This window comes from Arthrobacter zhaoxinii, assembly GCF_024385505.1.
Taxonomy (GTDB): domain Bacteria; phylum Actinomycetota; class Actinomycetes; order Actinomycetales; family Micrococcaceae; genus Arthrobacter_B; species Arthrobacter_B zhaoxinii.
Genome location: NZ_JANFLT010000005.1, coordinates 218321 through 244502 on the forward strand (window position 1 = coordinate 218321; position 26182 = coordinate 244502).

Sequence of the window (26182 nt, forward strand, 5' to 3'; positions counted from 1 at the left end):
ACATCTACGAGTTCAACGGAAGGGGAAACATCCGTGGCGACAGAGTTGACGTGGCAGGAGGCAAAGGCCCGGACGCAGGCTATGGAACTGGAAATCGCCCATTCCATTCCCGGAGGTAAAGTGGCCAAGGTCGATCAGCTGCCGACCGGTGTCTTGATCGATTGCAGCGATACTTTAGTGAATTGGCACGGGGCGACCACTGTGACTTTATCTGAGGGGACAGAGCCTGAGCCTCTAGTCAGGGCGTTCGAAGCGAAGTACCGGGACACGCGATTCAACATCGAAACGCGTACCGCTCCGGCGGGACATTACGAAGTCGGGTTGGCATCACCGGACACTGCAGAAATCTACCTCATCGCACCGGGATTCGAGCCTTACACGATCCGTATTGCGTCTAGTTCCGACTGCTTCACCTGGGTCGATGACGGCAAGTATAAGCGTGGGAAATTCTAAGCTCCCCTTCCGGGAGCGAGCTGGTTGGAGGTCAACACGTCCAGCGGGAAAATTGGCCGGACCGGGCGGGCGTGGCAATCTTGGAGGGGACCTGTCAGCGGTAGGGGCGGGTTCCATTCCGCCCAACCCGTCAGGCCCGTCCGCACCGGGCCGCCCGCACCACTCCAGGAGAACCAGCTGTGAATCCGGCCGTTCCATCCAAGCGCAGCTCCGGCAGCAAAACCTCCTCCCGCACTGTGTCCTGGCGCGACGTCGAGCCGGCACCGTTCATCCTGCTGGCCGGGCCCGAAGACTACCTGGCCTCCCGGGCACGGGACCGGCTGCGCAGCCTGCTGCGGGAAAAGCAGCCGGACACCGAACTCGTGCAGTTCGACGCCGCGACCTATGCTTCCGGGGAACTTATGCTGCAGTCGAGCCCCTCGTTGTTCGGTGAAGCCAAACTCATTGAAGCAGTGAACCTGGCGTCGATGAATGAGGACTTCCTCACCGAAACCCTCAGCTACCTGAAGGACCCCTCACCGGACGCCGTCCTGGTGCTGCATCACTCCGGCGGCAACCGGGGCAAGAAGCTGCTGGACACGGTGAAGGCCGCAGGCGCTCCGGTGGTGGAATGCCAGCCCTTTAAGAAGGACGCCGAGAAGCTGGACTTCGTTACCTCGGAGTTCCGCTCCGCCCGCCGCCGGATTGACCCGGCGGCGGCCCGGGCGCTGGTGAACGCCGTCGGCTCCAACCTCTCCGAACTGGCCGCCTCCTGCCAGCAGCTGATCAGCGACTCCACCGGTGAAGTCACCGAGGAGCTGGTGGAGCGGTACTACGGCGGACGCGTAGAGGCCACCGCCTTCAAGGTGGCTGATGCGGCACTGGCAGGCCGTGCCGCGCAGGCACTTTCCATGCTCCGGCACGCGCTGGACACCGGAGTGGATCCGGTCCCGCTGGTCGCCGCCCTGGCCATGAAGGTCCGGTCCGTGGCCCGGGTGGCCAATCTGCGGGGATCCTCCGCGTCCATGGCCAGGGACCTGTCCATGGCGCCGTGGCAGGTGGACCAGGCGCGGAGGGATGCCCAGCGGTTCTCTTCCGAATCCCTGATTGAAGCCGTCCAGGCCCTCGCCGAAGCGGATGCCCAGGTCAAGGGCGGCGGCCGGGACCCCGTCTATGCCGTGGAGCGTGCCGTGACAGTCATTGCCCTGGCCGCGTCGGGACGCTAGCAGCACCCGGCCTGCCCGTGCGGGCCGGGTACAGCCGCCCGCAGCTTGCCCGCGGTTCCGGCCCCGCCGCCGGAACCACCTGCGGGCTGCAGGTAAAAACAAAGCACGGCCGGTCCCGAAGGACCGGCCGTGCCTGGTAAGTCTGTAGTGCTGCTGCTTAGAGCGCGCTGACCTTCTTGGAGATGGCCGACTTGCGGTTGGCAGCGTTGTTCTTGTGGATAACGCCCTTGCTGACGGCCTTGTCCAGCTTGCGGCTGGCGGTCTTCAGCGCTTCGGCTGCTGCGTCCTTATCGCTGGCCTTGACTGCGGCATCAACCTTGCTGATGACGGTCTTCAGCTCGGACTTCACCGAGTTGTTACGCTGACGCGCCTTCTCGTTGGTGAGGATGCGCTTCTTCTGGGACTTAATATTGGCCACTTATAAACTCTCTTTGTATTGCGGACTTGGTCGGTGAGGGTATTTCAGCCCAGACATTGACTGAGCGGCGTGGGGATACCGTAATGGCGCCTGAACCAAAGTGCCCGTCGACCTGCGCGGACACACAGCAATAAATGTTAGCAGAGTTTGGGCTCCGGTAACGAAAGCGCCGGTTCAGCGCGCCGAACGCATCACGGCCAGCCGCCGGGCAACTGTCTGGAAAACGTTCTTATCCATGATCGCACCTTCCCGGCGCACGCTGCCCGGTTCCAGCTGGAGCACGCGGTCCAGCTTCACCTCGCTGGGACGCCCCTTGCTGTCCCACGGGCCGGTGCCGACGTCGAGGTACCGCGGGTCGGAACCGCTGCGGTTGTTCCGGTCCCGGCTGGTCATCATCAGCCCCAGCAGCAGGCCGCCGCTGCGCCCGATCAGCAGGACGGGACGGTCCTTGCCCTGGCCGGCGTCATCCTCGTACGGCACCCAGGCCCACACCACCTCGCCGGGGTCCGGGTCGCCGTCGGGCTGCGGAGCGTAAACCGGGGTGACGGGACCGAAGTAGTCGCCGGCGTAACCCGTCCCCGCCGGGGACGATGACGACGGCGCGGTCCGGGCGGTCGACGTCGGCGACGGCCGGGCGGCTGGAGTCCGCGGGGGAGCAGTCGGTGTGCGCGGGGGAGCGGCCGGGGTCCGGGGCGAGGGAGACGGCGTGCGGCCCGGAGCCTGCGTGCGGGGCCGGTTTCGGCGTTCGCGGCTGTCTTCGGCAGGCCCGGCAGAGGAGGACACCTGGCGCAGCAGGCTGAGAGCCGATCGGGCAAGGGAGGCAAAGGCACGGGCGTTAAAAGGCATGGCACTACGTTATGCTCCCGGCGCCCGGAACCTAAGGCGGGTCCGGTTCCTGTTGAGGCAGGCAAACGTGGGAGACTGTTAATTCGACAGAACTCCCACTAGAACCGCCAGGACTAAGGACACCCGCGCACCGCGCCGCGTCCGGCTCGTCCCGGAACAGTAAAGGAACCGCCACAGTGTCACCCATGGCCCGCTTCTCGCCGGTGCCTGCCGCGACGGATCCGGCGATCATCAGAAACTTCTGCATCATCGCCCACATCGACCACGGCAAGTCCACCCTGGCCGACCGCATGCTCCAGTCCACCGGAGTGGTTGAGCACCGGAACATGAAGGCCCAGTACCTGGACCGGATGGATATCGAGCGCGAACGCGGCATCACCATCAAGTCCCAGGCCGTGCGCATGCCGTGGGAGCTGGACGGGCAGTCCTACGCCCTGAACATGATCGACACCCCGGGCCACGTGGACTTCACTTATGAAGTCTCCCGGTCCCTGGCTGCGTGTGAAGGTGCCGTACTGCTGGTGGACGCTGCCCAGGGCATCGAGGCGCAAACCCTGGCGAACCTGTACCTGGCGATGGAAAACGATCTGACGATCATTCCGGTCCTGAACAAGATCGACCTCCCGGCAGCGCAGCCGGAGAAGTACGCCGAGGAACTAGCGAAGCTGATCGGCGGCGATCCTGCGGACGTACTGCGGGTCTCCGGCAAGACCGGTGTTGGCGTCGAAGCCCTGCTGGACCAGATTGTCCGTGAAATCCCGGCACCGCAGGGCGACCCCAACGCCCCCGCCCGGGCCATGATCTTCGACTCGGTGTATGACACCTACCGCGGCGTCGTCACCTATGTCCGCGTGATCGACGGTTCGCTGTCCCCGCGCGAACGCATCCAGATGATGTCCACCCGGGCCAGCCACGAACTCCTGGAAATCGGTGTCAGCTCCCCGGAACCCACCCCGTCCAAGGGGCTGGGCGTCGGCGAGGTGGGTTATCTCATCACCGGCGTGAAGGACGTGCGCCTGTCCAAGGTGGGCGACACCGTCACCAACCTGGCCAAGCCGGCCGAGAAGTCCCTTGAGGGCTACGCCGATCCCAAACCCATGGTGTTCTCCGGGCTGTACCCCATCGACGGCGCCGACTACCCGGTGCTGCGCGAAGCGCTGGAAAAACTGATGCTCAACGATGCCGCGCTGGTGTACGAACCCGAGACGTCCGCGGCGCTGGGCTTCGGCTTCCGAGTGGGCTTCCTGGGCCTGCTGCACCTGGAAATCACCCGTGAGCGGCTCGAGCGCGAGTACAACCTGGACCTGATCTCCACCGCACCCAACGTGGAGTACGAGGTGACGCTGGAGGACAAGAAGGTGGTCACGGTGACCAACCCCAGCGAGTACCCCGAAGGCAAGATCAAAGAGGTCCGGGAGCCGATGGTCTCGGCCACGATCCTGGCACCGAACGAATTTGTCGGCGCCATCATGGAGCTGTGCCAGTCCCGCCGCGGCGTCCTGGGCGGCATGGACTATCTCTCAGAGGACCGGGTGGAAATCCGGTACCGCCTGCCGCTGGCCGAGATCGTTTTCGACTTCTTCGACATCCTCAAGTCCAAGACCCGCGGCTACGCCTCGCTGGACTGGAAGGCCGACGGCGAACAGGTCGCCGACCTGGTCAAGGTGGACATCCTGCTCCAGGGTGAGCAGGTGGACGCCTTCAGCTCCATTACGCACAAGGACAAGGCCTACGCCTACGGCGTTATGATGACCGGCAAGCTGCGTGAGCTGATCCCGCGGCAGCAGTTCGAGGTGCCCATCCAGGCAGCCATCGGCTCCCGCATCATTGCCCGCGAATCTATCCGTGCTATCCGCAAGGACGTGCTGGCCAAGTGCTACGGCGGCGACATCAGCCGTAAGCGCAAGCTGCTGGAAAAGCAGAAGGAAGGCAAGAAGCGCATGAAGATGGTGGGCCGCGTGGAAGTTCCGCAGGAAGCCTTCGTAGCCGCGCTTTCCTCTGACGAATCCAAGGACAAATCCAAGAAGTGACACCCAGTGCACTGCCCCTCGGAGACCCGGCACCCGCCGACGGACTCCTGCCGGCACAGGCCGCAGACGGCGCAGCCGAACGGAATTTCGGGCTTTACGTCCATATCCCGTTCTGCGCGGTCCGCTGCGGCTACTGCGATTTCAACACCTACACCGCCACCGAACTCGGCGGCGGCGCCTCGCAGGACGCCTACGGCGGCACGGCTGCCCGTGAAGTCGTCTTCGCAGCCGACGCGCTGCGGCGCTCGGGCCTGCCGGAACGCCGCATGGGTACCGTCTTCTTCGGCGGCGGCACCCCCACGCTGCTCCCGGCGGAGGACCTGGCGCTGATCCTGCGCACCGCCGTCGACCAGTGGGGCCTGGCGCCCGGCGCGGAGGTCACCACCGAAGCGAATCCGGACTCGGTCACGCCGCAGTCCCTGCAGCTGCTGGCCGACGCAGGCTTCACCCGCGTTTCCTTCGGCATGCAGTCGGCAGTTCCGCACGTGCTGGCGGTGCTGGACCGCACGCACACGCCGTCGCGCGTTCCGCAGGCCGTGCAGTGGGCGCGCGACGCCGGCCTGCACGTCAGCGTGGACCTCATCTACGGGACACCCGGCGAGTCCATGGCCGACTGGAAACGCTCGCTTGAAGAAGCCCTGAGCTACGAACCGGACCACATCTCCGCGTACGCGCTCATCATCGAGGAAGGCACCAAGCTTGCCGCCCGGATGCGGCGCGGGGAGGTGCCGCCCATCGACGACGACGACCATGCCGACAAGTACGTGCTGGCCGACGAGATGATGAGCGCAGCCGGGCTGAACTGGTACGAGGTCAGCAACTGGGCGCGCACCCCGGAGGACCAGTGCCGGCACAACCTTGCCTACTGGCGCAGCGATGACTGGTGGGGCATCGGCCCCGGAGCCCATTCGCATGCGGGCGGTGTGCGCTGGTGGAACGCCAAGCATCCGACTGCCTATGCCCAGCGGATCGCGGCCGGGGAGTCGCCCGCCGTCGGACGGGAAACCCTCGACGCGGATACCCGGTACGTGGAAGACGTTATGCTGCGGACCCGGCTGGCCGAGGGCCTGGCCCTGGACCGGCTGCGCGAACCCGGACGGCTCGCTGTGGCCGGGCTGATGGCGGACGGGCTCGTTGATCCGCGGGCGGCCCTGACCGGCAAGGTTATCCTCACGCCCACCGGCCGGCTGCTGGCCGACGCCGTGGTCCGCCGGCTGCTGCCGGACTAGGTTCTGCGAAGGCGCCTCGGGGGCCGGGCCGGGAGGCCGCCGGGGTGCCTGCCCTGCGGCGCTACTGGATGCGGCGCAGGTTCAGCGGGTAGCGGTACGGCCGTCCGCGGTTGCATTCGATGCCCGCGATCACGGAGGACACGGCAACGTAGACCCAGATCATGGCATTGAGCACGGCAAAGAAGCCGCCGATCTCGGGAATGAAGGACAGTGCCCAGACCGTCAGGGCCGCAATACTGGGCGGAAGCGTGAAGTTCAGGGCTTCCTTGGATTCCTGGGCAGTGAACGGACCGCGGTCGCGGAACACCAGGTAAATGATCAGTGACGGAACAAAAGCAAGGATGCCACCGAAGTGCGCCAGCGTTGCCCACTGCCGGTCTTCTGATGCCGTCAGCGGCAGCGCGTTGGCGGGAGCCCCCTGATAGACCGGACGCTGCGCACCGCCCCGCTCTTCAGGCCGGGGCTGATGGTTCTGGCGTGTGTTGGACACGGCGTTTATTCCTTTTGGTTCATGCTGACACAGGGTCGGTCCGCTACTACGTTTCCCTCAAGCGTACTGGTTCGGACACTTCATCACGGAAAGGCCACAGGCGGTGCGGCGTATGTCTCACCCGGGAACGGTCAGGAAATCGATGACTTCCTCCACCCGTCCCAGCAGCGACGGTTCCAGATCCGCATAGCTGTTCACCTGCCCCAGGAGCTTCTTCCAACCCATGGCGACGTCGGTGTGGTCGCGGTGCGGCCAGCCCAGTCCCTGCAGGATTCCGGTTTTCCAGTCGAGGTGCCGGGGAACCACGGGCCAGGCGCTGCGTCCGATCACGGACGGCTTGATCGCCTGCCAGACATCGACGTACGGGTGCCCGACAATCAGCACGTTGCCCGGCGCGCCCGGAGAGGTCATGGCCTCGGCGGCTATCCGGGATTCCTTGGACCCCGGGACCAGATGGTCCACCAGGATCCCCAGCCGGCGGCCCGGCCCCGGCGCGAAATCCCGGACCGCTGAGTACAGATCGTCGACGCCGTGGAGGGGCTCGACGACGATTCCCTCCACCCGCAGGTCATCGCCCCACACCTTTTCCACCAGCTCGGCGTCGTGCTTGCCTTCCACCCAGATGCGGCTGGCGCGGGCGGTGCGGGCACGCTGGTTGGCTACGCGGACGGAGCCCGACGCCGTGCGGGCCGGACCCGTCTTCGGCGCGGCCGCCGCTGCGGGAACCACTTCCACCGGCTCGCCCTCGAGCAGGAAGCCGAAGCCGAGTTCGAAGGATTTCTTTTTTCCGCGCCGGTCCTCCAGCACCATCAGGTGCAGCCCGCCGGATTTCTCCACACGGACCACAGCACCCACCCAGCCCGTGGCAACGTCCTCCAGGACCAGGCCGGTTTCGGCGCCGACTTTGCGCAGGGCGGTCCGGGCCGGTGCGGTGATGTCCTGCGGACCCCAGGAAAAGCTGGACACGAAGTTGCCTCACTTACGGTTCTGATCGGGCGGAAACCGCAGCAGGCCACGGGTTCCTCAATGCTAGCAACGCTGCTGATCCGTACTAGACTTAGCACTTGAACATTGCGAGTGCTAAACGTCCGGCGCTCCGCCCGCCGATCAACAGGGAGGGAAAACCATGAGTGAGCCACGCCGACTCGAGGTCCTCCGCGCCATTGTTGAGGACTACGTCCATTCGCGCGAGCCCGTGGGGTCCAAGGCGCTCGTGGAACGCCACCATCTGGGCGTTTCCTCCGCAACCATCCGCAATGACATGGCCGCTCTGGAGGAAGAAGGGCTGATTACCGCCCCGCATACCTCCGCCGGGCGGATCCCCACGGACAAGGGCTACCGCCTGTTCGTTGACCGGATCTCCGACGTCAAGCCCCTCTCGGCCCCGGAGCGCCGTGCCATCTCCTCCCTGCTGGAGGAAGCGGATGACCTTGATGACGTGATGGACCGGACTGTCCGGCTGCTGTCCCAGCTGACCAACCAGGTAGCCGTTGTGCAGTATCCGCACCTGGGCAATGCCAAGGTCCGGCACATTGAATTTGTCCTCCTGGCGCCGGCGCAGGTGCTGGTGGTCCTGATCTCGACCACGGGCCGGGTGGAGCAGCGGGTGATGACCGTCCCGCAGCCCGTCACCGAGCCGGATCTGATGGATCTGCGCCAGCACTTCCTGTCCGTGCTGTCGGGCACGCCGCTGAGCAGCATCACCAGCCAGCTGGCCAATGCCCTGACCACTGTCCCGGTAGAGCGGCGCCGCGTGGGCAACGCCCTGGGCCACTGCCTGGAGCAGCTGGCGGGTATCAACCGCGAGGACCGCCTGGTGATGGCCGGCACAGCCAATCTGGCCCGCTCCACGGTAGACTTCCCGCTGACCATCGGTCCGGTACTTGAAGCACTCGAAGAGCAGGTGGTGATGCTGCGGCTGCTGTCCGAAATGGAACAGGATGCCCGCGGGGTTGCCGTCCGGATCGGACGGGAGAATCCGCACGGGGGATTGTCCGAAGCGTCGGTGGTGGCCACGGGGTACGGTCCCGATGCCACGGCGAAGGTCGGCATCCTCGGTCCCACCCGGATGGACTATCCCACCACCATGGCAGCAGTGCGTGCCGTGGCCAGGTACCTGTCCCGAATACTGAACAACTAGTCCGGTCCGCGCAGTTACGGGCCGCCCCTGCCGGGCAACCGGCGGGAATCCAAACTCCGCCTTCAAACGCTGAAGGCACGCAATACAGGAAAGCGATGTGCACGAGTGAGCGATCACTACCAGGTTCTGGGTGTCGGACGAGACGCCACCGGTGAAGAAATCAAGAAGGCGTACCGGAAGCTTGCCCGCAAGCTGCACCCCGACGTTAACAACGCTCCAGGTGCCTCCGATGAGTTCAAAGCCGTAACGCATGCCTACGAGGTGCTTTCCGATCCGGAAAAGCGGCGGATCTACGACACCACGGGCAACGAGAACGGCAACGACAACGGCTTCGGCGGCGGCGGTTTCGGCGCCCAGGGCTTCGGCTTCCAGGACATCTTCGACACGTTCTTCGGCGGAGCTCCGCAGGGCGGCGGACGCGGCCCGGCTTCCCGCAGCCGCCGGGGCCAGGACGCGCTGATCAACGTCCGGATCGACCTCAAGGACGCCGTCTTCGGCACCAACAAGAAGATCGACGTCGACACCGCCGTCGTCTGCCCCACCTGTGACGGTTCCTGCTGCCAGCCCGGCACCTCGCCACGCACCTGCGACATCTGCCACGGCACGGGCCAGGTCCAGCGGGCCGTCCGCTCCATCCTGGGCCAGGTCATGACTTCGGCACCCTGCGGAACCTGCAACGGCTTCGGCACCGTGATCCCCGATCCTTGCCACGAGTGCTCCGGCGAAGGCCGTGTCCGCAACCGCCGCACCCTGACCATCAAGGTTCCGGCCGGCGTCGCGACCGGTACCCGGATCCAGCTCGGCGGGCAGGGCGAAGCCGGCCTGGCAGGCGGACCCGCCGGTGACCTGTACGTGGAGATCCGCGTCAACAGCGACCCGACGTTCCTGCGCGACGGCGACGATCTGCACGCCACGCTCACGGTTCCCATGACTGCCGCCGCGCTGGGTACGACCGTCACCCTGGAGACCTTCGACGGTGAACGCGAGATCACCGTCAAGCCGGGCACACAGTCCGGCGAGGTGTCCGTCCTCAATGACTTGGGCGTCACCCACCTGCGCGGCCACGGCCGCGGCGACCTGCGCGTGCACCTGCATGTGGAGACCCCGCAGAAGCTGGACTCCGAGCAGGAAGAACTGCTCCGCAGGCTGGCCAAGCTGCGCGGCGAGGAATACAGCGAGGGACGGCTCAACAGCTCCGGAACCGGCGTGTTTGCCAAGCTGCGGGACCGTCTGGGCAACCTCTGAGATGACCAACCCGATTTTCTTCGGTGACCCGGCGCAGGTTGCTGCCGCCGGGCCCGGAGAGCTTTTCCGCCTCGAGGGCCCGGAAGCCCGGCACGCCGTGTCCGTGAAGCGCCTCGCCGTCGGCGAGAGCGTTGACGTGGTCGACGGCGCCGGGCGCCGGCTCACCGGAACCGTGACCGAAACCGGTGCCTCGGTCCTCGAGCTGCGGGTGGAAAACGTCCTGGATGAACCGGCACCCTCCGAACGGTTTTTCCTGGTGCAGGCACTGGCCAAGGGGGACCGGGACGAGCAGGCCGTCGAGGCCGCCACCGAGCTGGGGGTGGACGCCGTCATCCCGTGGCAGTCCGACCGCAGCATTGTCCGCTGGCGTGCGGAGAAGGCCGCCAAGGGACAGGCAAAATGGCAGGCACTGACCTCGTCCGCAGCCAAGCAGTCCCGCCGCTCCCGCATCCCCGTGGTGGAGCCGGCACTGGACAGCCGCGCGCTGCCGTCCCGGTTGTCGGACCTGGATCTGGTCCTGGTCCTGCACGAGGAAGCCGACATGCCGCTGGCGGAGGCGCTGGGGGAGCTGGGTGCGCGCAGCCCGGCAGCCGGTGCCGCATCCATTGGCGTGGTGGTGGGCCCCGAAGGCGGCATCAGCCCCGCGGAACTCGAGGCGCTGCGCAGCGCCGGAGCTGTGGCCGTCCGGCTGGGACCGCATGTGCTGCGTTCCTCAACCGCCGGCCCCTCGGCGCTGGCAGTACTGAACCAGCTGCTGGGCCGCTGGTAGCAGGCAGGCCCGGCTACTGGTCCCGGGTCCGGGCGGAATCGGTCACCGTGATGCGTTTGGAGTCCCCGCCCGTTTCCTGCCCGCTGTAATAGACCCGGAGACTGTATTCGCCCGGGGCAAGCGCAGTGGTGAAGCTGAACTCGGCGGTTTCGCCGTGGGCCTCGTCCAGTTCCACCGTGCCCGAAGCAGCGGCGGCGGTGGACGGCCTGCCGTCCACTATGGGTTCGGCCCGCCATTGCAGTCCCGCGGACTGCGCCACCGCCGTGCCGCTGACCAGGACATCGGTGCCCCGCACGTGCGACTCCTGCGGATCGATGACCCAGATCGGCGCGACGAGGGCGGGATCCCGGCTCAAGGGCTCCTCAAGGGGGACATGGCCGAACGCACGGTAGCCTTCCTTGCCGTCGACCAGGATCACCACGCTGCTTGCCTGCCCAACAGTGGTCAAACGCGCGTTGGCGGCTGCGGCTGTGGCGGTATACACCAGCTGCTGCACCGCACGGTCGGCCATGCCCGAGTCCAGGGACCCCTTGAACGCGTCCGATGAAATGTCGACGGTGATGACGTTCTTGCTGGAAATCGAAGCCGTCACGCTCTCCGCCGCGTGCCAGGGAGTGAAATAGTCCTGGTCCAGCGGTTCGTCTGCGGTCATGGCGCGGACGGCTTCTCCGATGGGGTCGCCGTTGTTCTCCGAGGGAAAGAACTCACGGTACAGACTGACCGTGGAGTCGTTTCGTCCCAGCCAGTACACCGGCATGAGGGCGGCGGCGGGGCTCGCTTCCGCCGGCGGGGAAATGGTCATGGGGGCCGGGCCGACGCTTGCACCTGCCTCGAAGGACGAGGGCATGGTGATGGTGGGATTTTCGGCCACGACGCCGCATCCGCCCAGTGCCAGTGCGGCCGCGGCCAGCAGCGAACCGGCGAGGAAAGGCCGGGGGAGGAGTCCCCGGAGGCAGGACGGTCCATGGTTGGTTCCGGTGTCCATCTATCCTCCTAGGCCAGTTGCGAAAAGGTACGTCTTCCACCTTTGCACACGCTTCCGGACCCATCCGTGCTCCGGACGGGGTTCCGCCCGGACTGAAACACGATTGAGACATCACCGTTGCGGGGCCGAGATAAAACCGATGCCGCTCCGCCCGCCGGGGAGTGCATCCAGTAAGATTTAGGTAACGGACGGACGTGCCCGCTCAACGTGCACACTGAACGCGGCCACTGGACACAGCCGGGACAGCCCAGCCGGGACGACAGGGAAATAATCATTCCTGCCAGGGCGTTTGACCCAGCGGGACCGGACCGCGGGCCCAAAACATGCTTTACCACGAGGCTTTACCACGAAAACAGACTCTATAAGGGGCGATGAAAGGCCTGAAAAGGCCGTCTATATGACCGAATCTTCAATGGAAATCGGCACCATACGGCTGGATAACCAGACCATAGTCTTTGACTCCACGGAACACATGGTCCAGTCGCTGGGTGCCAATGATGAGGCACTCAGAATCATTGAGACGGCCAATCCCGAAGTAAGCCTGATGGTGCGCGGAAACGAACTGTCGGTTTCCGGCCCGGCTGCCGAAGTGGAACAGACCGTACGCCTGATCAATGAGGTACGTGTGCTGGCCCGCAATTCCACCCGGGTGACACCGCAGGTCCTTGAGCAGCTGATCAGCATGCTCAAGGAACAGAGCACGCACCGCCCGTCGGATGTCCTCACCCAGAACATCCTGTCCACCCGCGGCAAGACCATTCGCCCCAAGACCCTGAACCAGAAGAACTACGTGGATGCGATCGACCGCAACACCGTTGTCTTCGGCATCGGTCCGGCCGGCACCGGCAAGACGTACCTGGCCATGGCCAAGGCGGTCCAGGCGTTGCAGCAGAAGGAGGTCAACCGGATCATCCTCACGCGTCCCGCCGTGGAGGCGGGGGAGCGGCTCGGCTTCCTTCCCGGCACACTGAGCGACAAGATCGACCCGTACCTGCGTCCGCTCTACGACGCCCTTCACGACATGATGGACCCGGAGTCCATTCCGCGCCTGATGGCCGCGGGCACCATCGAGGTGGCCCCGCTGGCCTATATGCGCGGCCGGACCCTCAACGATGCCTTCATCATCCTCGACGAGGCCCAGAACACCACGCCCGAGCAGATGAAGATGTTCCTGACCCGCCTCGGCTTCGGCTCGAAGATGGTGGTCACCGGCGACGTCACCCAGGTGGACCTTCCGGGCGGCACCGCGTCCGGCCTGCGGATAGTCCACGACATCCTGGGCGGGATTGACGACGTCGCCTTCTCCGAACTGCAGGCAGTGGACGTTGTGCGCCACCGCCTGGTCAGTGACATCGTCACCGCCTACAGCGAATGGGACGAGGTCCGCCGCAGCAGCGCCGTGCGGAACGACGGCGCCCGAAACGGAAACCGCTCCGGCGGGCACAGCAGGGAGGCCCGCTCATGAGCGTCGAAGTAAACAACGAATCCAGTGCACCGGATGTCGACGAAGAGGAACTGGCCCGGCTGGGCCGGTACCTGCTGGACAGCCTCTACGTGCACCCGGAGGCAGACCTGTCCATCATCTTGGTGGACGAGGACGCCATCGAGAAGCTGCACATCGAGTGGATGGACCTGCCCGGTCCGACGGATGTGCTGTCCTTTCCGATGGACGAACTGCGTCCCGGCACCGCCGGACGCATCACGCCCGCCGGAGTGCTCGGCGACATTGTGCTCTGCCCGCAGGTCGCCGCACGCCAGGCCCGCGATGCCGGGCACGGCACGGATGAGGAGCTGCTGCTCCTGACCACCCACGGCGTCCTGCACCTGCTGGGCTACGACCACGCCGAGCCCGAAGAGGAGAAGGAAATGTTCGGACTCCAGCGCCGCCTTCTTTCCGCCTACCTGGGTAAACAGGCACCCAAGGAGACCCGAAGTTGAGTATTGGCGTTCTCATCGTCATGGCCATGGCTTTCATGGTCCTGGCGGGCCTGCTCACCGCCGCGGAGTCCGCTTACGGCTACCTGCCCCGGCAGGACGCCGAAGCGCTGCTCCACGGCAAGGCAGGAGCCCCGCTGCGCCGCATCCTGGCGCATCCGGTTGCACATATGCACGCGCTGCGGTTCTGGCGTGTGTGGTTTGAAATGTCCATGGCCGTGTCCGTGGCGACCCTGTTCCAGCTGCTGCTGGACAACATCTGGCTGGCCGGCCTGCTCGCCACGGTGACCATGGCCGCGGTCGGCTTCGTCCTCGTGGGGGTCTCCCCGAGACAGATCGGGCGCAAGCACGTTACCGCCGTCGTCGTCCTCACGGCCGGACTGGTCCGCGTGCTGCGGACCGTCCTGGGGCCGATCCCCGGCTGGCTCGTCCGCCTGGGCACCGCCGTCGCCCCCGGCACGCAGGGACCCGACGCCGCGTTCTTTACGGAAGAGGAATTCCGGGAACTGCTGGACCGTGCCTCCGACGCGGACATGATCGAGGACACCGAGGCGGAACTGATCCACTCCGTCTTTGAACTCGGCGACACCAAGGTCCGCTCCGTCATGGTCCCGCGCACCGACATGGTGTGCATCGAAGCCGGCAGCACACTGCGCCAGGCCATGTCACTCTTCCTCCGCTCGGGCTATTCCCGCGTCCCGGTGATCGAGGACAGTGCGGACCATCTGGTGGGCATCCTCTACCTGAAGGACGTCGCCGCGCAGATTCACAGTGACCCGGAGCGCGCCTCCGTGCAGAAGGTCGAGGATTATGCCCGCGGCGTCCGCTACGTCCCCGAATCCAAGGCGGTGAGCGAGCTGCTGCAGGAGCTGCAGCGCGAGTCCACCCATGTGGCGATCGTCATTGACGAATACGGCGGAACAGCCGGCCTGGTGACGCTGGAGGACCTGATCGAGGAAATCGTCGGAGAAATTGTCGATGAGTACGATTCGGAGCGTCCCGAGATCGAAGGCCTCGGCGACGGCCGCTACCGCGTCAGCTCCAAGACCGGCATCGACGACCTCGGTGAGCTGTTCGACGTCGAACTGGAGGATGATGAAGTGGACACGGTGGGCGGCCTCCTGGCCAAGGCCCTGGGCCGCGTCCCCATCGTCGGCAGCGAAGTAGTGGTCGAAGGCATCGCCCTGCACGCCGAACGGCTCGAGGGACGGCGCAACCGCGTCTCCCACGTGCTGGCCTGGAAGACCGAAAAAGAAGAATTCAGCGACGAGGGCAGAAACACTTCCCCGCGCACCCGCTCTACAGAATTGGTACCCCGTAATGACTGAACCGCAGTTCCGCGCAGGCTTCGTTTCCCTGGTGGGCCGGCCCAACGCCGGCAAGTCCACCCTGACCAACGCCCTGGTCGGTTCCAAGGTGGCCATCACCTCCGCCAAGCCGCAGACGACGCGGCACACCATCCGCGGCATCGTCCACCGCGAGGATTCCCAGCTGATCCTCGTGGATACCCCGGGCCTGCACCGCCCGCGCACCCTGCTGGGGCAGCGGCTGAACGACCTGGTCGCGGACACCCTGGCCGAGGTGGACGCGATCGGCTTCTGCCTGCCGGCGAACGAAGCCGTGGGCCCCGGCGACCGCTACATTGCGGCTCAGCTCGCCGCCTTGAAGCGGACCCCCGTCATCGCGTTGGTCACAAAAACCGACCTCGTGGACCGTGCCGCGCTGGCCAAGCAGTTGATGTCCGTCACTGCGCTGGGCAACGATGTGCTGGGCGAGGAGGGCTGGGCCGACGTCGTTCCGGTATCGGCTGCGGACGGATTCCAGGTGGATACCGTGTCGGACGTCCTGGTCAGCCACATGCCCGCCTCCCCGCCCCTGTACCCGGACGGCGAACTGACCGACGAGCCGGAAGCGGTGATGGTCGCGGAGCTGGTCCGCGAAGCAGCCCTGGAGGGCGTCCGCGACGAGCTGCCCCACTCCCTGGCCGTGGTGGTGGAGGAAATCGTGCCCCGCGAGGGCCGCAGCGAAGAAAATCCGCTTCTAGACGTCCGGGTCAACCTGTACGTGGAGCGCTCCTCGCAGAAGGCTATTATTATTGGCCGCGGCGGGTCCCGGCTGCGCGATGTCGGCACCACCGCACGGCGCGGCATCGAGGCGCTGCTGGGCACCAAGGTGTACCTCGACCTGCACGTAAAGATCGCGAAGGACTGGCAGCGGGATCCCAAGCAGCTCGTCAAGCTCGGGTTCTAGTCCGGCGGGCTCCGCTCCCGGATCCACAGGAGCTGCCCGTACACTGTGAAACATTCGTTTGAGCTTTTTGATTCGTGAAGGGGACCGGCCATGTCATCTCGCCGTGCCGCAACGGGCGGCGGCCCCTTGGAAAAACCGACTACCGGTCCGGGTTCAACCGAACCCGGCGGCAGGCACCTCTCCAGCGGGGCTTCCTCCGGCCACCCGCTGCTGAAGGGCATCGCCGCCGTCCTCGCCCTGGTGCTCGTGGGCGGGGTGGTTTTCGGCGCCGTCCAGCTGCTGCGGCTCCGGGGCAACTTCGATACCCAGCCCCTGAACCTCGGCTCCGACGACACTCCGGTGGAGCAGGTGGACGTCAACACGGATCCGCTGCAGATCCTGGTCCTGGGCACTGACCAGCGCGACGGCCAGGACTCGAACAACTCCGACGTGATGATGCTGGTGAATCTCTCTGCGGACCGCTCAAACGTCACCGTGACCAGCTTCCCCCGCGACCTGCTGGTCCCGCTGCCGGCATGCAAGGATCCCGAAACCGGCACGGTCTATGACGCCATGGACCTGGGTCAGCTCAACGGCGCGCTGGGCAACGGCGGCCCCGGCTGCACCGTTGCTGCCATCAATAACGTCACCGGCCTGTCGATCGACCACTTCATGATGGCCGACTTCGATGCCGTGAAGGAACTGTCCAATACCCTCGGCGGCGTGGAGGTCTGCGTCAACCAGCCCGTGAACGATCCGCTGTCCGGCCTGAATATCCCCGCCGGGGTCAGCAGCGTCAAGGGCGACCAGGCCCTCGCGTTCCTGCGGACCCGGCACGGCTTCGGCAACGGCGGCGACGAAGGCCGCATCCGGGCCCAGCAAAGCTTCCTCGCCTCCATGGTCCGCAAGGTCAAGGACGAAGGAACGCTGAACAACCTGCCCAAGCTGTATTCGATTGCCGAGACCGTCACGAAGAACCTGACGGTGGACGACGAGCTCGCGAACATCCCCGACCTGGTGTCCCTGGCCACCCGGTTGAAGGACGTGGACCTCGGCAACGTCGCTTTCGTCACCGTTCCGGTCATGCCCTATGAATATGACCCCAACCGGCTGGTGCTCGACGAAGCCAAGGCCCAGCCGCTGTTTGATGCGCTGGTCTCGGATAAGGGCATCACCTCGGCCGCAACGCCGTCCCCGGAGCCCTCGGCTTCCGCCGCAGCCGGAACTCCGGCGGCCCCGGAGCCCGAAGAGCCTGCCGTTCCTGCCGTCGACCCCGCCGGTGTTCCGGTGACCCTGGTCAACGCATCGGGCACCGCCGGCCGGGATGCGAAGGTTCTGGCGTACCTGAAGTCCAAGGGCTTCGTCCAGGCCCTTGCCGGCGGAGCCGCTCCCGCCGAGAGCCCTGCCACGCAGGTTTTCTTCGGCTACGGCTATGAAGAGATGGCCCTGGAAGTCGCCCGGACCCTGAACATCCCGGATGTGCAGGTAGTGCTCAGCGCTGCCTCCACGGGAGTGTCCGTGCAGATCGGTGCGGACTTCGCCAGCGGCTCCACCATGGGAGACCTGGGGGATCTGGGCGACCTCGACGGACAGACCGCAGCCCAGGTTACGTGCCAGTCGGCGTTTGGGAACTAGCACTTCAGAAACCTGGACGGCTGCGTGTTAGTCTGATCACGTGCACGCAGAGATCCTTCTCCTTAGCTGCCGCGGCGAGGCCACACAAGCACCTGCTTAGGCCGCCCCTCGCTGCGGAGTCTGTGTTGCCCGGCCACCATTTCTGATGATCGACTAGAAAAGGCCACACCAACACCATGCGTAACGCACAGCAGCCTTCGGGCATGCCGATCTCCAAGTACGTCCCCTTCCACGAGCAGATTGCCGTTGATCTCCCGGACCGGACATGGCCCGGCAAGGTCCTGACGAAGGCGCCGCGGTGGTGTGCGGTGGACCTCCGCGACGGCAACCAGGCGCTGATCGACCCCATGACGCCCGAACGCAAGCACAAGATGTTCGATCTGCTGGTGAAGATGGGGTTCAAGGAAATCGAAGTCGGCTTCCCGTCCGCCTCCCAGTTGGACTTCGACTTTGTCCGCCAGCTCATCGAGGGGGACCGGATTCCCGATGACGTCACCATCCAGGTCCTGACCCAGTCCCGGGAGCACCTGATAGAGCGCACCTACGAATCCCTCGAGGGCGCGGACCGGGCGATTGTCCACCTCTACAACTCGACGTCCGTGCTGCAGCGGCGCGTCGTGTTCAACACTGACCGGGACGGCATTGTGGACATCGCCCTCGCCGGTGCACGCCTGTGTAAGAAGTACGAGGAGCAGCTGCGCGGCGTCGACGTCACGTACGAGTACTCGCCCGAGTCCTACACCGGCACGGAACTGGATTTCGCACTGCGCATCTCCGACTCCGTCGCGGAGGTCCTGGAAGCATCCCCGGACCGGCAGATGATCCTGAACCTTCCGGCGACGGTGGAAATGACCACCCCGAACGTCTACGCGGATTCGATCGAGTGGATGCACCGCAATATTGCCAACCGCGAATCGATCATTCTCTCGCTGCATCCGCACAATGACCGGGGCACCGGCGTTGCGGCTGCGGAACTGGGGTACCTGGCCGGCGCAGACCGCATTGAGGGCTGCCTGTTCGGCAACGGGGAACGGACCGGCAACGTGGACCTGGTGACGCTGGGCATGAACCTGTTCAGCCACGGCATTGATCCGCAGCTGGACTTCTCCGACATGGACGAGATCCGCCGCACCGTGGAGTACTGCAACCAGCTCCCCGTGCCCGAGCGGTCACCCTACGGCGGCGACCTGGTCTTCACGGCCTTCTCCGGCTCCCACCAGGACGCCATCAAGAAGGGCTTTGAAGCCATGGAGAAGGATGCTGCCGCCGAGGGCAAAACCGTGGATGACCTGCAGTGGGGCGTGCCGTACCTGCCGATCGACCCGAAGGACATTGGCCGCAGCTACGAAGCGGTTATCCGGGTGAACTCCCAGTCCGGCAAGGGCGGGGTGGCCTACCTGCTCAAGAACGAGCACAACCTGGACCTGCCGCGCCGTGCGCAGATCGAATTCTCCGGAGTCATCCAGCGGCGCACGGACACCGCCGGCGGCGAGATCACCGGAGCGGAACTCTGGAAGGTGTTCCAGGACGAGTACCTGCCGTACACGCCGGAGTCCGACGGCGCCGCGTGGGGACACTATGAACTGGTGTCCGTGAACGCCGACAGTGCAGCGGACGGCCGCTTCAACCTGACCGCAACCCTGGGCGTGGGCGGCGTGAAGCAGCGCCGGGTGGCCAGCGGGACCGGACCCATTGCGGCGCTGCTGGCCATCCTGGAGCAGGACGGCATCGACGTCCGGCTGCTGGACTACACCGAACATGCGCTGTCCGCCAGCGGCAACGCGCACGCTGCGGCGTACGTTGAACTTGCCGTGGGGGAGCGGGTGCTGTGGGGCGTGGGCATCGATCCCAACACCACCATGTCCGCACTGAAGGCAGTGATCTCGGCCGTGAACCGCGCCATCCGGGATCAGCCCTAAGGACGCCGGGGGCACGCCGGACGGCTGCGGTCGGCCGGACGTGCCCCGGCGTGGGAAAATAGCTTCTGTGGCCAAATCCTTTGCATCCCGCACCTACCGGGATGACGCGGTTGTCCTGCGCACCCACAAGCTGGGCGAAGCGGACCGCATCCTCGTCCTGCTGACCCGTGAGCACGGGCAGGTCCGTGCCGTGGCCAAGGGCGTCCGCCGCACCTCGAGCAAGTTCGGTGCCCGGCTGGAACCGTTCATGGTGGCAGAGCTGTTGCTCTCCCACGGCCGGAACCTGGACATCGTGACCCAGGCCCAGACCAAGGGTGCCTACGGGCACGGCATCGCTGCGGATTACGCCCGCTACACCGCTGCGGCTGCCATTGCCGAAACCGCGGAGCGCCTGACCGACATTGACGGCGAATCCGCGAAAGCCCATTACCAGCTGGTGATCGGCGCCTTCGCGGCGCTCAGCCGGGGCCTGCACGCGCCGGAACTCATCCTGGATTCCTACCTGCTGCGCGCCCTGGCGACGGCCGGGTGGGCGCCGAGTTTCACCGACTGTGCCCGCTGCGGTGCCCCGGGTCCGCACACCGCGTTTTCCGCTCCTCTGGGCGGAGCGGTCTGCCCTGTCTGCCGTCCGCCCGGTTCGGCCTCGCCGTCACCGGAAACCATGACGCTGCTGGCCGCGCTGCTCACCGGTGACTGGGCTACCGCGGACGAGTCGGGTCCGCAGCCGCGGCACGAATCCGCCGGCCTGGTGGCCGGATATCTTCAGTGGCACCTGGAACGGGTGCTGCGGTCCCTTCAACATGTGGAGCGTGTCTGACCTTGCGTTCGAAAACCCCGACTGCCAGGCAGGCAGGACCCGTGAGCCTGCCCGCACCGCACCCCTCCGGCGCGGTTCCGCCGCCGGTTCCGGCCGAACTGGTGCCCGCCCACGTGGCAATCGTGATGGACGGCAACGGCCGCTGGGCGAACCAGCGCGGCCTGCCCCGGACCGAGGGGCACCGCGCCGGCGAAGCGGCGCTGCTGGACGTGATGGCCGGCGCCATCGAGATGGGCATCCGCCATGTCTCCGTCTACGCGTTTTCCACCGAAAACTGGAAACGCTCTCCGGAAGAAGTCCGTTTCCTCATGGGCTTCAGCCGGGATGTCCTGCGCCGGCAGCGGGACCAGCTCAACGAGTGGGGTGTACGGATCCGCTGGTCCGGCCGCCGCCCCCGGCTGTGGCAGAGCGTGGTGCGGGAACTGGAGATTGCGGAAGACGAAACCCGCGGCAACACGGTGTGCACGCTGAATATGTGCGTCAACTACGGCGGACGGGCCGAAATTGCCGACGCCGTCTCCGCGATTGCCGCCGATGTCCAGAAGGGCAGGCTGCGGCCGGGCTCCATTTCCGAGAAGACCATCCAGAAGTACCTGGATGAACCGGACCTGCCGGACGTGGACCTGTTCCTCCGCACCTCCGGGGAGCAGCGGTTCTCCAACTTCATGCTCTGGCAGTCCGCGTACGCGGAGATGGTCTTTATGGATACCCTCTGGCCGGACGTGGACCGGCGGACCCTGTGGGAAGCGGTGGAGATCTACGCCCGCCGGGACCGCAGGTACGGCGGCGCCGTGGACAAAGCCGCCGACAAAGCCGTGGACAAAGCTGCGGGCAGTGCGGTCGCCGGAGCCGGACCGGCCGAAGACGCCGGCACGGCCGGGGTCAGCACGGGAGCATAAACGCCCGGGCCCACCGCCGGATTCCCGCGTAGACCCGGGCCCGGACCGGCAGCGCCGAAAGCAGGGTGTCATGCAGGGCGCCCTCAAACCGGTACACGGTGACCTCGGGGCCCAGCAGGACACCGCGCTGGACCATCAGGAACACGTCCAGCACGCTGTCGGTACGCAGCATCAATGGATTCCATGTGGGGGAAATGGTGGATGCCGCGGAAGCCAGCAGCAGTACCGGCACCCGTATGTCCAGGCCCCGCGCCACCCGTGCATGGCCTGCCAGCACAGCCTTGATCCAGCCGGCCCGGACCGGGAAGCTGAACGGCGGACGCCACTGCGGATCAACGTCCCATGCGCCGTCCATGGTTGAACTGATACTCCGGAAATAGAAACCGAATTCCGGAATCTTCAGCCGCGTCAGGGGCCGCCGGCGGGCCACAGGCTCCAGCAGCCCGTTGGTGGCGAAGCGGAGCATGGCACTGCCGCTCAGTTCCAGCCAGGGGCTGTTCAGGATGAGCGCCTGCAGTCGGTCGGGAAAACGGTCGGCCCAGAGCGCGGCGACCAGTCCTCCCGTTGAGTGCGCCATCAGCGTCAGGCGCATGCCGGCGTCGTACCGCTCCCGGACGTCTTTTTCCATGGCCTCCAGCGCGGCCTCGATATCGGCGTCGTACTCCGCCAGATCGGTCACGTAGCCCTCCGACTGGCCGGGGCGCAGGCTCCGCCCGTACTTCCGCAGGTCCAAGGCATAGAAGGCGACGCCCTGCCCGGCCCAGAACCGCGCCAGATCCGCCTGGAAGAAATAGTCGCTCCAGCCGTGCAGGTACAGGACGGCGTCGACCCTGCCGGCGGACGGGACCGGGGGAACAGGGGGAAGGTGGGAGACCAGGGTGGCGACCACCGGGCCTTCGTCGTCGACCCCCAGGTCGAGGGTGAGGCTGCGGAAATCCTCGCCTAGAACGTCCGGTTTCCAGGTGGGGAGTTCGTGCTGCATGCCTTTGACAATAGTCGACCGGCCGCCGGTTTAGCTCCGGGGGTTTGGCACGTGGTGCCGGTTCTGGAATCTTTGAGCTATGCGCATTTATCCCACCTTCTTCCGGCTGGTGTTTTCCGGCATGGACCCCGAACTGGCACACCGGATCGGCTTTGTGCTGATCCGCGCCGCGGCCCGAACCCCGGCGGGCCCGGTGATGCGCCGCCTGATGCGCCCTGCCCCGTCCCTGCGGACCGAAGCACTGGGACTGACGTTTCCGTCGCCGTTCGGACTGGCGGCGGGATTCGACAAGGAGGGTTCGGGCATTGCGGCCCTGAGCAACCTGGGCTTCGGGCACGTGGAGGTGGGTACCGTGACCGCCAAGGCCCAGCCCGGCAACCCGAAGCCGCGGCTGTTCCGTCTGGTCGAGGACCGGGCCGTGATCAACCGGATGGGATTCAACAACGACGGCGCCCCCGCCGTGGCGCCCCGCCTGGACAAGGCACGGAAGTCGCTGGCAAGGGCTTTCGGGACGCCGCGGCCGGTGATCGGCATCAATATCGGCAAAACCAAGACGGTTGATCTCGCGGACGCCGTTGACGATTATCTTTCCAGCGCCCGGGAGCTGGCACCGCATGCCGATTACCTGGCGGTGAACGTGAGCTCGCCCAACACGCCCGGGCTCCGGCTGCTGCAGGACATTTCCACCCTGCGGCCGCTGCTGGCCCGGGTGGGCAGCGCGGCGGACGAGGCCGCCGGCCGGCATGTCCCGCTGCTGGTCAAGATTGCCCCGGACCTCACGGATGCGGACATCGACGACGTCGCGGAGCTGGCCCGCTCGCTTCAGCTGGAGGGAGTGATTGCCACGAATACCACCGTCACCCGGGAAAACCTGGTCACTGACCCGGAACGGGTCATTGCCTGCGGCGTCGGCGGGCTGAGCGGCGCGCCGCTGAAGAAACGGTCCCTCGAAGTGCTGCGGCGGCTCCGCACCGGGCTGGGGGAGGACGGCCCGGCCATCATTTCCGTCGGGGGAGTGGAAACGGCAGCCGATGTCCAGGAGCGTCTGGACGCCGGCGCGGCCCTGGTCCAGGGATACACCGCGTTCCTCTACGAGGGACCCTTCTGGGCGGCGCGGATCAACCGGGGCCTGGCACGGAACCGCTCTTAAGCAAAAAGAAGGGCCGCCGGAGGGCGGCCCTTCTTTGCGTGGAAAAGAATCAGGAGGGGTACTGGCCGTGGCGGACCTGCGGCTTGGGGAGGCGGAACCGCCGCAGCTGCAGGGACCGGCTGACCCCGTACCAGACATCGCCCGGATTGGGTCCGCCGAACTTGGCGGTCAGGCGCTTCCGGATCTGGCGGCGCAGCATAAAGCTGTCCGCGATGACCAGCAGGATAAGCACCCAGAACGCGGCCATGACAATCAGCTGGACATCAATGTTCTGGATGAAGCTGAACAGGACGAACACGAGGGCGGCGATCATGATGAACTCGCCGATGTTCCAGCGGGCATCCACGATGTCACGCACGAACCGGCGGTTGGGGCCCTTGTCCCGAAGGGGAAGGTAGCGTTCCTCGCCGGTGTCCAGGGCGCGGCGGGTCTTCATCCGCTCTTCCCGGAGTGCCTCGCGGTTGGCGGCCTTGGCTGCCTTCCGGTCATCGGGCACCAGCGGGCGGCGGCGGGCGGCTACCTGGTCCTTGCGGCGGGGCGTCGGGGCACCCTTGCCCACCCGTACGTTGGCTGCCTGGTCAGCGGCAGCTGCCTGGTCCACAGTTTCCTGCGCGGTGGGCGCTTCTTTCTTTCGTCCGAACACACCCCAAGGATACCGTGAAAGATTGTAGGGTTTTGGCTATGACTTCCAACCCCACCCCAGACGCCATTCCCTCTTCCCCGGATATCCACGAGGACGCCCTCCGCTCCAGCGTGGCCGGTGATTTCCCGCGGACCGTGGAGCAGCTCAAGTCCCTGGTCAGCATTCCGGGCATTGCGTGGGACTCCTTTGATCCCGAGCACCTCAACCGCAGCGCCGCCGCCGTCGCGGACCTGGTCCGCGGAGCCGGCATCGAAGACGTGCAGATCCTCCGCGTGGATAACAACGGCACCCCCGGCGGCCCCGCCGTCGTCGCCCGCCGCCCCGCGCGGGACGGAGCGCCCACGGTCCTGCTCTACGCCCACCACGATGTCCAGCCCCCCGGAGACCCGGACCTGTGGGAGTCCGACCCGTTCACCGCCGAGGAACGCAACGGCCGGCTCTACGGCCGCGGCGCCGCCGACGACAAGGCCGGCATCATGGCGCACATCGGTGCCCTGCGCGCACTGGAGGATGTGCTGGGGGAGGAGTCCGGCGTCGGCGTCACACTGTTCATCGAGGGGGAGGAAGAGGCCGGCTCGCCGACCTTCCGCACCTTCCTGGAGACCTATCAGGACCTGCTCCGCGCCGACGTCATTGTGGTTGCCGACTCGGGCAACTGGAAGGTGGGTGTCCCGGCACTCACCACGAGCCTGCGTGGACTGGTGGACGGCACGGTGGAGGTCCAGGTCCTGGACCACGCAGTGCACTCGGGCATGTTCGGCGGACCGGTGCTGGATGCGCCCACCCTGCTGGCCCGGCTGATTGCGACCTTCCATGACGACGCCGGCGATGTCGCCATTGCGGGTCTCGTCTCCACCGATGATGCTGCCGTGGATTACCCCGAGGCCGACTTCCGTGCCGATTCGTCCCTGCTCGACGGCGTCCGGCTCGCCGGAACCGGCTCCATTGCCTCGCGGCTCTGGACCAAGCCGGCGCTGTCGATCATCGGTATCGACGTACCGACGGTTGCCATGTCCTCCAACACCATCCAGCCCAAGGCCCGGGCCAAGTTCAGCCTGCGGCTGGCCCCCGGGCAGAGCCCCGAGGCCGCCATGGAAGCGGTCCAGGCACATGTCCAGGCCCACGCGCCGTTCGGTGCCAAGGTCACCTTCACCCCGGGGGAGCAGGGCAATGCCTTCGCCACGGATACCACCGCCAGTGCCGCCCGCACCGCACTCTGGGCCCTCGAACGGGCATGGGGAGTGCAGCCGGTGGAATCCGGGATGGGCGGCTCCATCCCGTTTATTTCGGACCTCGTGGAACTGTTCCCGCAGGCACAGATCCTGATCACCGGCGTCGAGGATCCGGATTCGCGTGCCCACAGCGCCAACGAGTCACTGGACCTGGGCGACTTCCGGAACGCCATCCTGGCCGAAGCGCTGCTGCTGGCCCGCCTGGGGGCCGTTGCCGGCTAGGAGGCGGGACACAGGCAGGTGCCGGGTGGGAATCAACATTGCCCGGCACCTGTTAGATCGTTGGGGGACAGCAGACGTACCATTGAGACACTGGTCCCGGCCCGCGGCAGGCGCATAAGGCTTGCCCGCGGATAGACCAGCTGAGGAAAGAGAGAAACTATGAGCGTTTCCACCAGCGAAAACATCACCACCGCAGCAGAGGCTGAACTGCCCGTACACGAAGTGCTGTTGTCGGATGTCGCCGCGCAGAAGGTCCGCAGCCTGCTGGAGCAGGAAGGCCGCACCGACCTCCGTCTCCGCGTGGCTGTGCAGCCCGGAGGCTGCTCCGGACTCATCTACCAGCTGTACTTCGACGAGCGCGTCCTGGACGGTGACGCTGTCCGCGACTTCGACGGCGTCGAGGTCATTGTGGACAAGATGAGCGTTCCGTACCTGTCGGGCGCTTCGATCGACTTCGAAGACACCATCTCGAAGCAGGGGTTCACCATCGACAACCCCAATGCCGGCGGCTCCTGTGCCTGTGGAGATTCCTTCCACTAGGACCCGTGGCTCCGGCGGCCCGTATTAGGAGCATTAATGGCCCGGCGCGGCGGTGATCTGTCACTGGATCGCCGCGCGTACGGGTAAGCTCTACACGTAGTAGTAAAACTAATGTCCGTAACCGGGAACTTTTCTGTGTCCGGTACGGACAGCACTTGCACGCAACAAG

At 66.1% G+C, this 26182-nt stretch carries 25 protein-coding genes; 18 read left to right on the plus strand and 7 right to left on the minus strand.

The window, feature by feature from the left end; translation table 11 throughout:
- Positions 1 to 33: 33 nt before the first annotated feature.
- A complete protein-coding gene (locus tag NNX37_RS08405) occupies positions 34 to 453 on the plus strand; it encodes a hypothetical protein (RefSeq protein ID WP_255791956.1) in 420 nt (139 codons plus the stop codon).
- 179 nt (positions 454 to 632) lie between these two features.
- A complete protein-coding gene (gene holA / locus NNX37_RS08410; RefSeq protein WP_255791957.1) occupies positions 633 to 1658 on the plus strand; it encodes a DNA polymerase III subunit delta in 1026 nt (341 codons plus the stop codon).
- Positions 1659 to 1815: 157 nt separating this feature from the next.
- Here holA and rpsT read toward each other — a convergent pair whose 3' ends face one another.
- Positions 1816 to 2076: a 30S ribosomal protein S20 gene (gene rpsT, locus NNX37_RS08415; RefSeq protein ID WP_146361896.1), complete on the minus strand. Its 261-nt coding sequence runs from the start codon at positions 2074 to 2076 to the stop codon at positions 1816 to 1818.
- Between the two features lie 174 nt (positions 2077 to 2250).
- Positions 2251 to 2922 (minus strand): type II toxin-antitoxin system PemK/MazF family toxin, encoded by a 672-nt coding sequence (locus tag NNX37_RS08420; RefSeq protein ID WP_255791959.1) that lies wholly within the window; start codon positions 2920 to 2922, stop codon positions 2251 to 2253.
- Positions 2923 to 3098: 176 nt separating this feature from the next.
- Here NNX37_RS08420 and lepA point away from each other — a divergent pair, with 176 nt between their 5' ends.
- Together lepA and hemW are read left to right on the plus strand one after the other, a co-directional pair.
- Positions 3099 to 4952, plus strand: a complete 1854-nt coding sequence (gene lepA / locus NNX37_RS08425; protein ID WP_255791960.1) for a translation elongation factor 4 — start codon at positions 3099 to 3101, stop codon at positions 4950 to 4952.
- The gene (gene hemW, locus NNX37_RS08430; RefSeq protein ID WP_255791961.1) at positions 4949 to 6181 is read left to right on the plus strand and encodes a radical SAM family heme chaperone HemW; all 1233 of its coding nucleotides are present in this window, start codon (positions 4949 to 4951) and stop codon (positions 6179 to 6181) included. The genes lepA and hemW overlap by 4 nt, the downstream gene beginning before the upstream one ends.
- A gap of 61 nt (positions 6182 to 6242) precedes the next feature.
- Here the strand turns inward: hemW and NNX37_RS08435 are convergent, their stop codons facing one another.
- Together NNX37_RS08435 and NNX37_RS08440 are read right to left on the minus strand one after the other, a co-directional pair.
- A complete protein-coding gene (locus tag NNX37_RS08435; protein ID WP_255791963.1) occupies positions 6243 to 6671 on the minus strand; it encodes a DUF4870 domain-containing protein in 429 nt (142 codons plus the stop codon).
- Between the two features lie 117 nt (positions 6672 to 6788).
- The gene (locus tag NNX37_RS08440) at positions 6789 to 7637 is read right to left on the minus strand and encodes a DUF3097 domain-containing protein (protein WP_255791965.1); all 849 of its coding nucleotides are present in this window, start codon (positions 7635 to 7637) and stop codon (positions 6789 to 6791) included.
- Between the two features lie 160 nt (positions 7638 to 7797).
- Here NNX37_RS08440 and hrcA point away from each other — a divergent pair, with 160 nt between their 5' ends.
- From hrcA to NNX37_RS08455, 3 genes are all read left to right on the plus strand, one after another.
- Positions 7798 to 8811, plus strand: coding sequence for a heat-inducible transcriptional repressor HrcA (gene hrcA, locus NNX37_RS08445; protein WP_255791967.1), 1014 nt, complete (start codon positions 7798 to 7800; stop codon positions 8809 to 8811).
- A gap of 105 nt (positions 8812 to 8916) precedes the next feature.
- The gene (gene dnaJ, locus NNX37_RS08450) at positions 8917 to 10056 is read left to right on the plus strand and encodes a molecular chaperone DnaJ (protein ID WP_255791970.1); all 1140 of its coding nucleotides are present in this window, start codon (positions 8917 to 8919) and stop codon (positions 10054 to 10056) included.
- Position 10057: 1 nt separating this feature from the next.
- Positions 10058 to 10825: a 16S rRNA (uracil(1498)-N(3))-methyltransferase gene (locus NNX37_RS08455; RefSeq protein WP_255791972.1), complete on the plus strand. Its 768-nt coding sequence runs from the start codon at positions 10058 to 10060 to the stop codon at positions 10823 to 10825.
- Positions 10826 to 10838: 13 nt separating this feature from the next.
- Here NNX37_RS08455 and NNX37_RS08460 read toward each other — a convergent pair whose 3' ends face one another.
- The gene (locus NNX37_RS08460) at positions 10839 to 11810 is read right to left on the minus strand and encodes a GerMN domain-containing protein (RefSeq protein WP_255791973.1); all 972 of its coding nucleotides are present in this window, start codon (positions 11808 to 11810) and stop codon (positions 10839 to 10841) included.
- 397 nt (positions 11811 to 12207) lie between these two features.
- Between NNX37_RS08460 and NNX37_RS08465 the strand changes: the two genes are divergently transcribed.
- From NNX37_RS08465 to NNX37_RS08500, 8 genes are all read left to right on the plus strand, one after another.
- A complete protein-coding gene (locus NNX37_RS08465; RefSeq protein WP_255791974.1) occupies positions 12208 to 13275 on the plus strand; it encodes a PhoH family protein in 1068 nt (355 codons plus the stop codon).
- Positions 13272 to 13748 carry an rRNA maturation RNase YbeY gene (gene ybeY, locus NNX37_RS08470; protein WP_255791975.1) on the plus strand — a complete coding sequence of 159 codons (477 nt, stop codon included), beginning with the start codon at positions 13272 to 13274 and terminating at the stop codon, positions 13746 to 13748. Before NNX37_RS08465 ends, ybeY begins: the two co-directional genes overlap by 4 nt.
- Before the next feature lie 20 nt (positions 13749 to 13768).
- Positions 13769 to 15073, plus strand: coding sequence for a hemolysin family protein (locus NNX37_RS08475; protein ID WP_407079949.1), 1305 nt, complete (start codon positions 13769 to 13771; stop codon positions 15071 to 15073).
- Complete coding sequence (gene era, locus NNX37_RS08480) at positions 15066 to 15995, plus strand: GTPase Era (protein WP_255791979.1); 930 nt, start codon at positions 15066 to 15068, stop codon at positions 15993 to 15995. Before NNX37_RS08475 ends, era begins: the two co-directional genes overlap by 8 nt.
- A 90-nt stretch (positions 15996 to 16085) precedes the next feature.
- Entirely contained in the window at positions 16086 to 17609 is a 1524-nt protein-coding gene (locus NNX37_RS08485; protein WP_255791980.1) for an LCP family protein, read from the plus strand.
- 176 nt (positions 17610 to 17785) lie between these two features.
- Positions 17786 to 19528: a 2-isopropylmalate synthase gene (gene leuA / locus NNX37_RS08490; protein WP_255791981.1), complete on the plus strand. Its 1743-nt coding sequence runs from the start codon at positions 17786 to 17788 to the stop codon at positions 19526 to 19528.
- A gap of 67 nt (positions 19529 to 19595) precedes the next feature.
- The gene (gene recO / locus NNX37_RS08495) at positions 19596 to 20345 is read left to right on the plus strand and encodes a DNA repair protein RecO (protein WP_255791982.1); all 750 of its coding nucleotides are present in this window, start codon (positions 19596 to 19598) and stop codon (positions 20343 to 20345) included.
- A complete protein-coding gene (locus NNX37_RS08500) occupies positions 20342 to 21244 on the plus strand; it encodes an isoprenyl transferase (protein ID WP_255792813.1) in 903 nt (300 codons plus the stop codon). The genes recO and NNX37_RS08500 overlap by 4 nt, the downstream gene beginning before the upstream one ends.
- Here the strand turns inward: NNX37_RS08500 and NNX37_RS08505 are convergent.
- Entirely contained in the window at positions 21228 to 22226 is a 999-nt protein-coding gene (locus tag NNX37_RS08505) for an alpha/beta hydrolase (protein ID WP_255791983.1), read from the minus strand. The genes NNX37_RS08500 and NNX37_RS08505 overlap by 17 nt on opposite strands.
- Before the next feature lie 79 nt (positions 22227 to 22305).
- Here NNX37_RS08505 and NNX37_RS08510 point away from each other — a divergent pair, with 79 nt between their 5' ends.
- Complete coding sequence (locus tag NNX37_RS08510) at positions 22306 to 23376, plus strand: quinone-dependent dihydroorotate dehydrogenase (protein WP_255791984.1); 1071 nt, start codon at positions 22306 to 22308, stop codon at positions 23374 to 23376.
- Positions 23377 to 23425: 49 nt separating this feature from the next.
- On the opposite strand, the gene NNX37_RS08515 is transcribed toward NNX37_RS08510, so the two are convergent.
- Complete coding sequence (locus NNX37_RS08515) at positions 23426 to 24019, minus strand: DUF3043 domain-containing protein (RefSeq protein ID WP_255791985.1); 594 nt, start codon at positions 24017 to 24019, stop codon at positions 23426 to 23428.
- A 38-nt stretch (positions 24020 to 24057) separates the two neighbouring features.
- On the opposite strand from NNX37_RS08515, the gene NNX37_RS08520 reads away from it, so the two are divergent.
- Both NNX37_RS08520 and NNX37_RS08525 read left to right on the plus strand, forming a co-directional pair.
- Positions 24058 to 25473 carry a dipeptidase gene (locus NNX37_RS08520; RefSeq protein WP_255791986.1) on the plus strand — a complete coding sequence of 472 codons (1416 nt, stop codon included), beginning with the start codon at positions 24058 to 24060 and terminating at the stop codon, positions 25471 to 25473.
- Positions 25474 to 25632: 159 nt separating this feature from the next.
- A complete protein-coding gene (locus NNX37_RS08525) occupies positions 25633 to 26013 on the plus strand; it encodes a HesB/IscA family protein (RefSeq protein WP_229948456.1) in 381 nt (126 codons plus the stop codon).
- The last annotated feature ends 169 nt before the right edge of the window (positions 26014 to 26182 follow it).

Excerpts from the sequence above, each read along its gene's own strand:
- NNX37_RS08420 (WP_255791959.1), bottom strand. The coding sequence starts at position 2,922 with ATGCCTTTTAACGCCCGTGCCTTTGCCTCCCTTGCCCGATCGGCTCTC.
- hrcA (WP_255791967.1), top strand. The coding sequence starts at position 7,798 with ATGAGTGAGCCACGCCGACTCGAGGTCCTCCGCGCCATTGTTGAGGAC.
- NNX37_RS08455 (WP_255791972.1), top strand. The coding sequence starts at position 10,058 with ATGACCAACCCGATTTTCTTCGGTGACCCGGCGCAGGTTGCTGCCGCC.
- NNX37_RS08460 (WP_255791973.1), bottom strand. The coding sequence starts at position 11,810 with ATGGACACCGGAACCAACCATGGACCGTCCTGCCTCCGGGGACTCCTC.
- NNX37_RS08465 (WP_255791974.1), top strand. The coding sequence starts at position 12,208 with ATGACCGAATCTTCAATGGAAATCGGCACCATACGGCTGGATAACCAG.
- ybeY (WP_255791975.1), top strand. The coding sequence starts at position 13,272 with ATGAGCGTCGAAGTAAACAACGAATCCAGTGCACCGGATGTCGACGAA.
- NNX37_RS08475 (WP_407079949.1), top strand. The coding sequence starts at position 13,769 with ATGGCCATGGCTTTCATGGTCCTGGCGGGCCTGCTCACCGCCGCGGAG.
- era (WP_255791979.1), top strand. The coding sequence starts at position 15,066 with ATGACTGAACCGCAGTTCCGCGCAGGCTTCGTTTCCCTGGTGGGCCGG.
- NNX37_RS08485 (WP_255791980.1), top strand. The coding sequence starts at position 16,086 with ATGTCATCTCGCCGTGCCGCAACGGGCGGCGGCCCCTTGGAAAAACCG.
- leuA (WP_255791981.1), top strand. The coding sequence starts at position 17,786 with ATGCGTAACGCACAGCAGCCTTCGGGCATGCCGATCTCCAAGTACGTC.
- NNX37_RS08505 (WP_255791983.1), bottom strand. The coding sequence starts at position 22,226 with ATGCAGCACGAACTCCCCACCTGGAAACCGGACGTTCTAGGCGAGGAT.
- NNX37_RS08510 (WP_255791984.1), top strand. The coding sequence starts at position 22,306 with ATGCGCATTTATCCCACCTTCTTCCGGCTGGTGTTTTCCGGCATGGAC.
- NNX37_RS08520 (WP_255791986.1), top strand. The coding sequence starts at position 24,058 with ATGACTTCCAACCCCACCCCAGACGCCATTCCCTCTTCCCCGGATATC.
- NNX37_RS08525 (WP_229948456.1), top strand. The coding sequence starts at position 25,633 with ATGAGCGTTTCCACCAGCGAAAACATCACCACCGCAGCAGAGGCTGAA.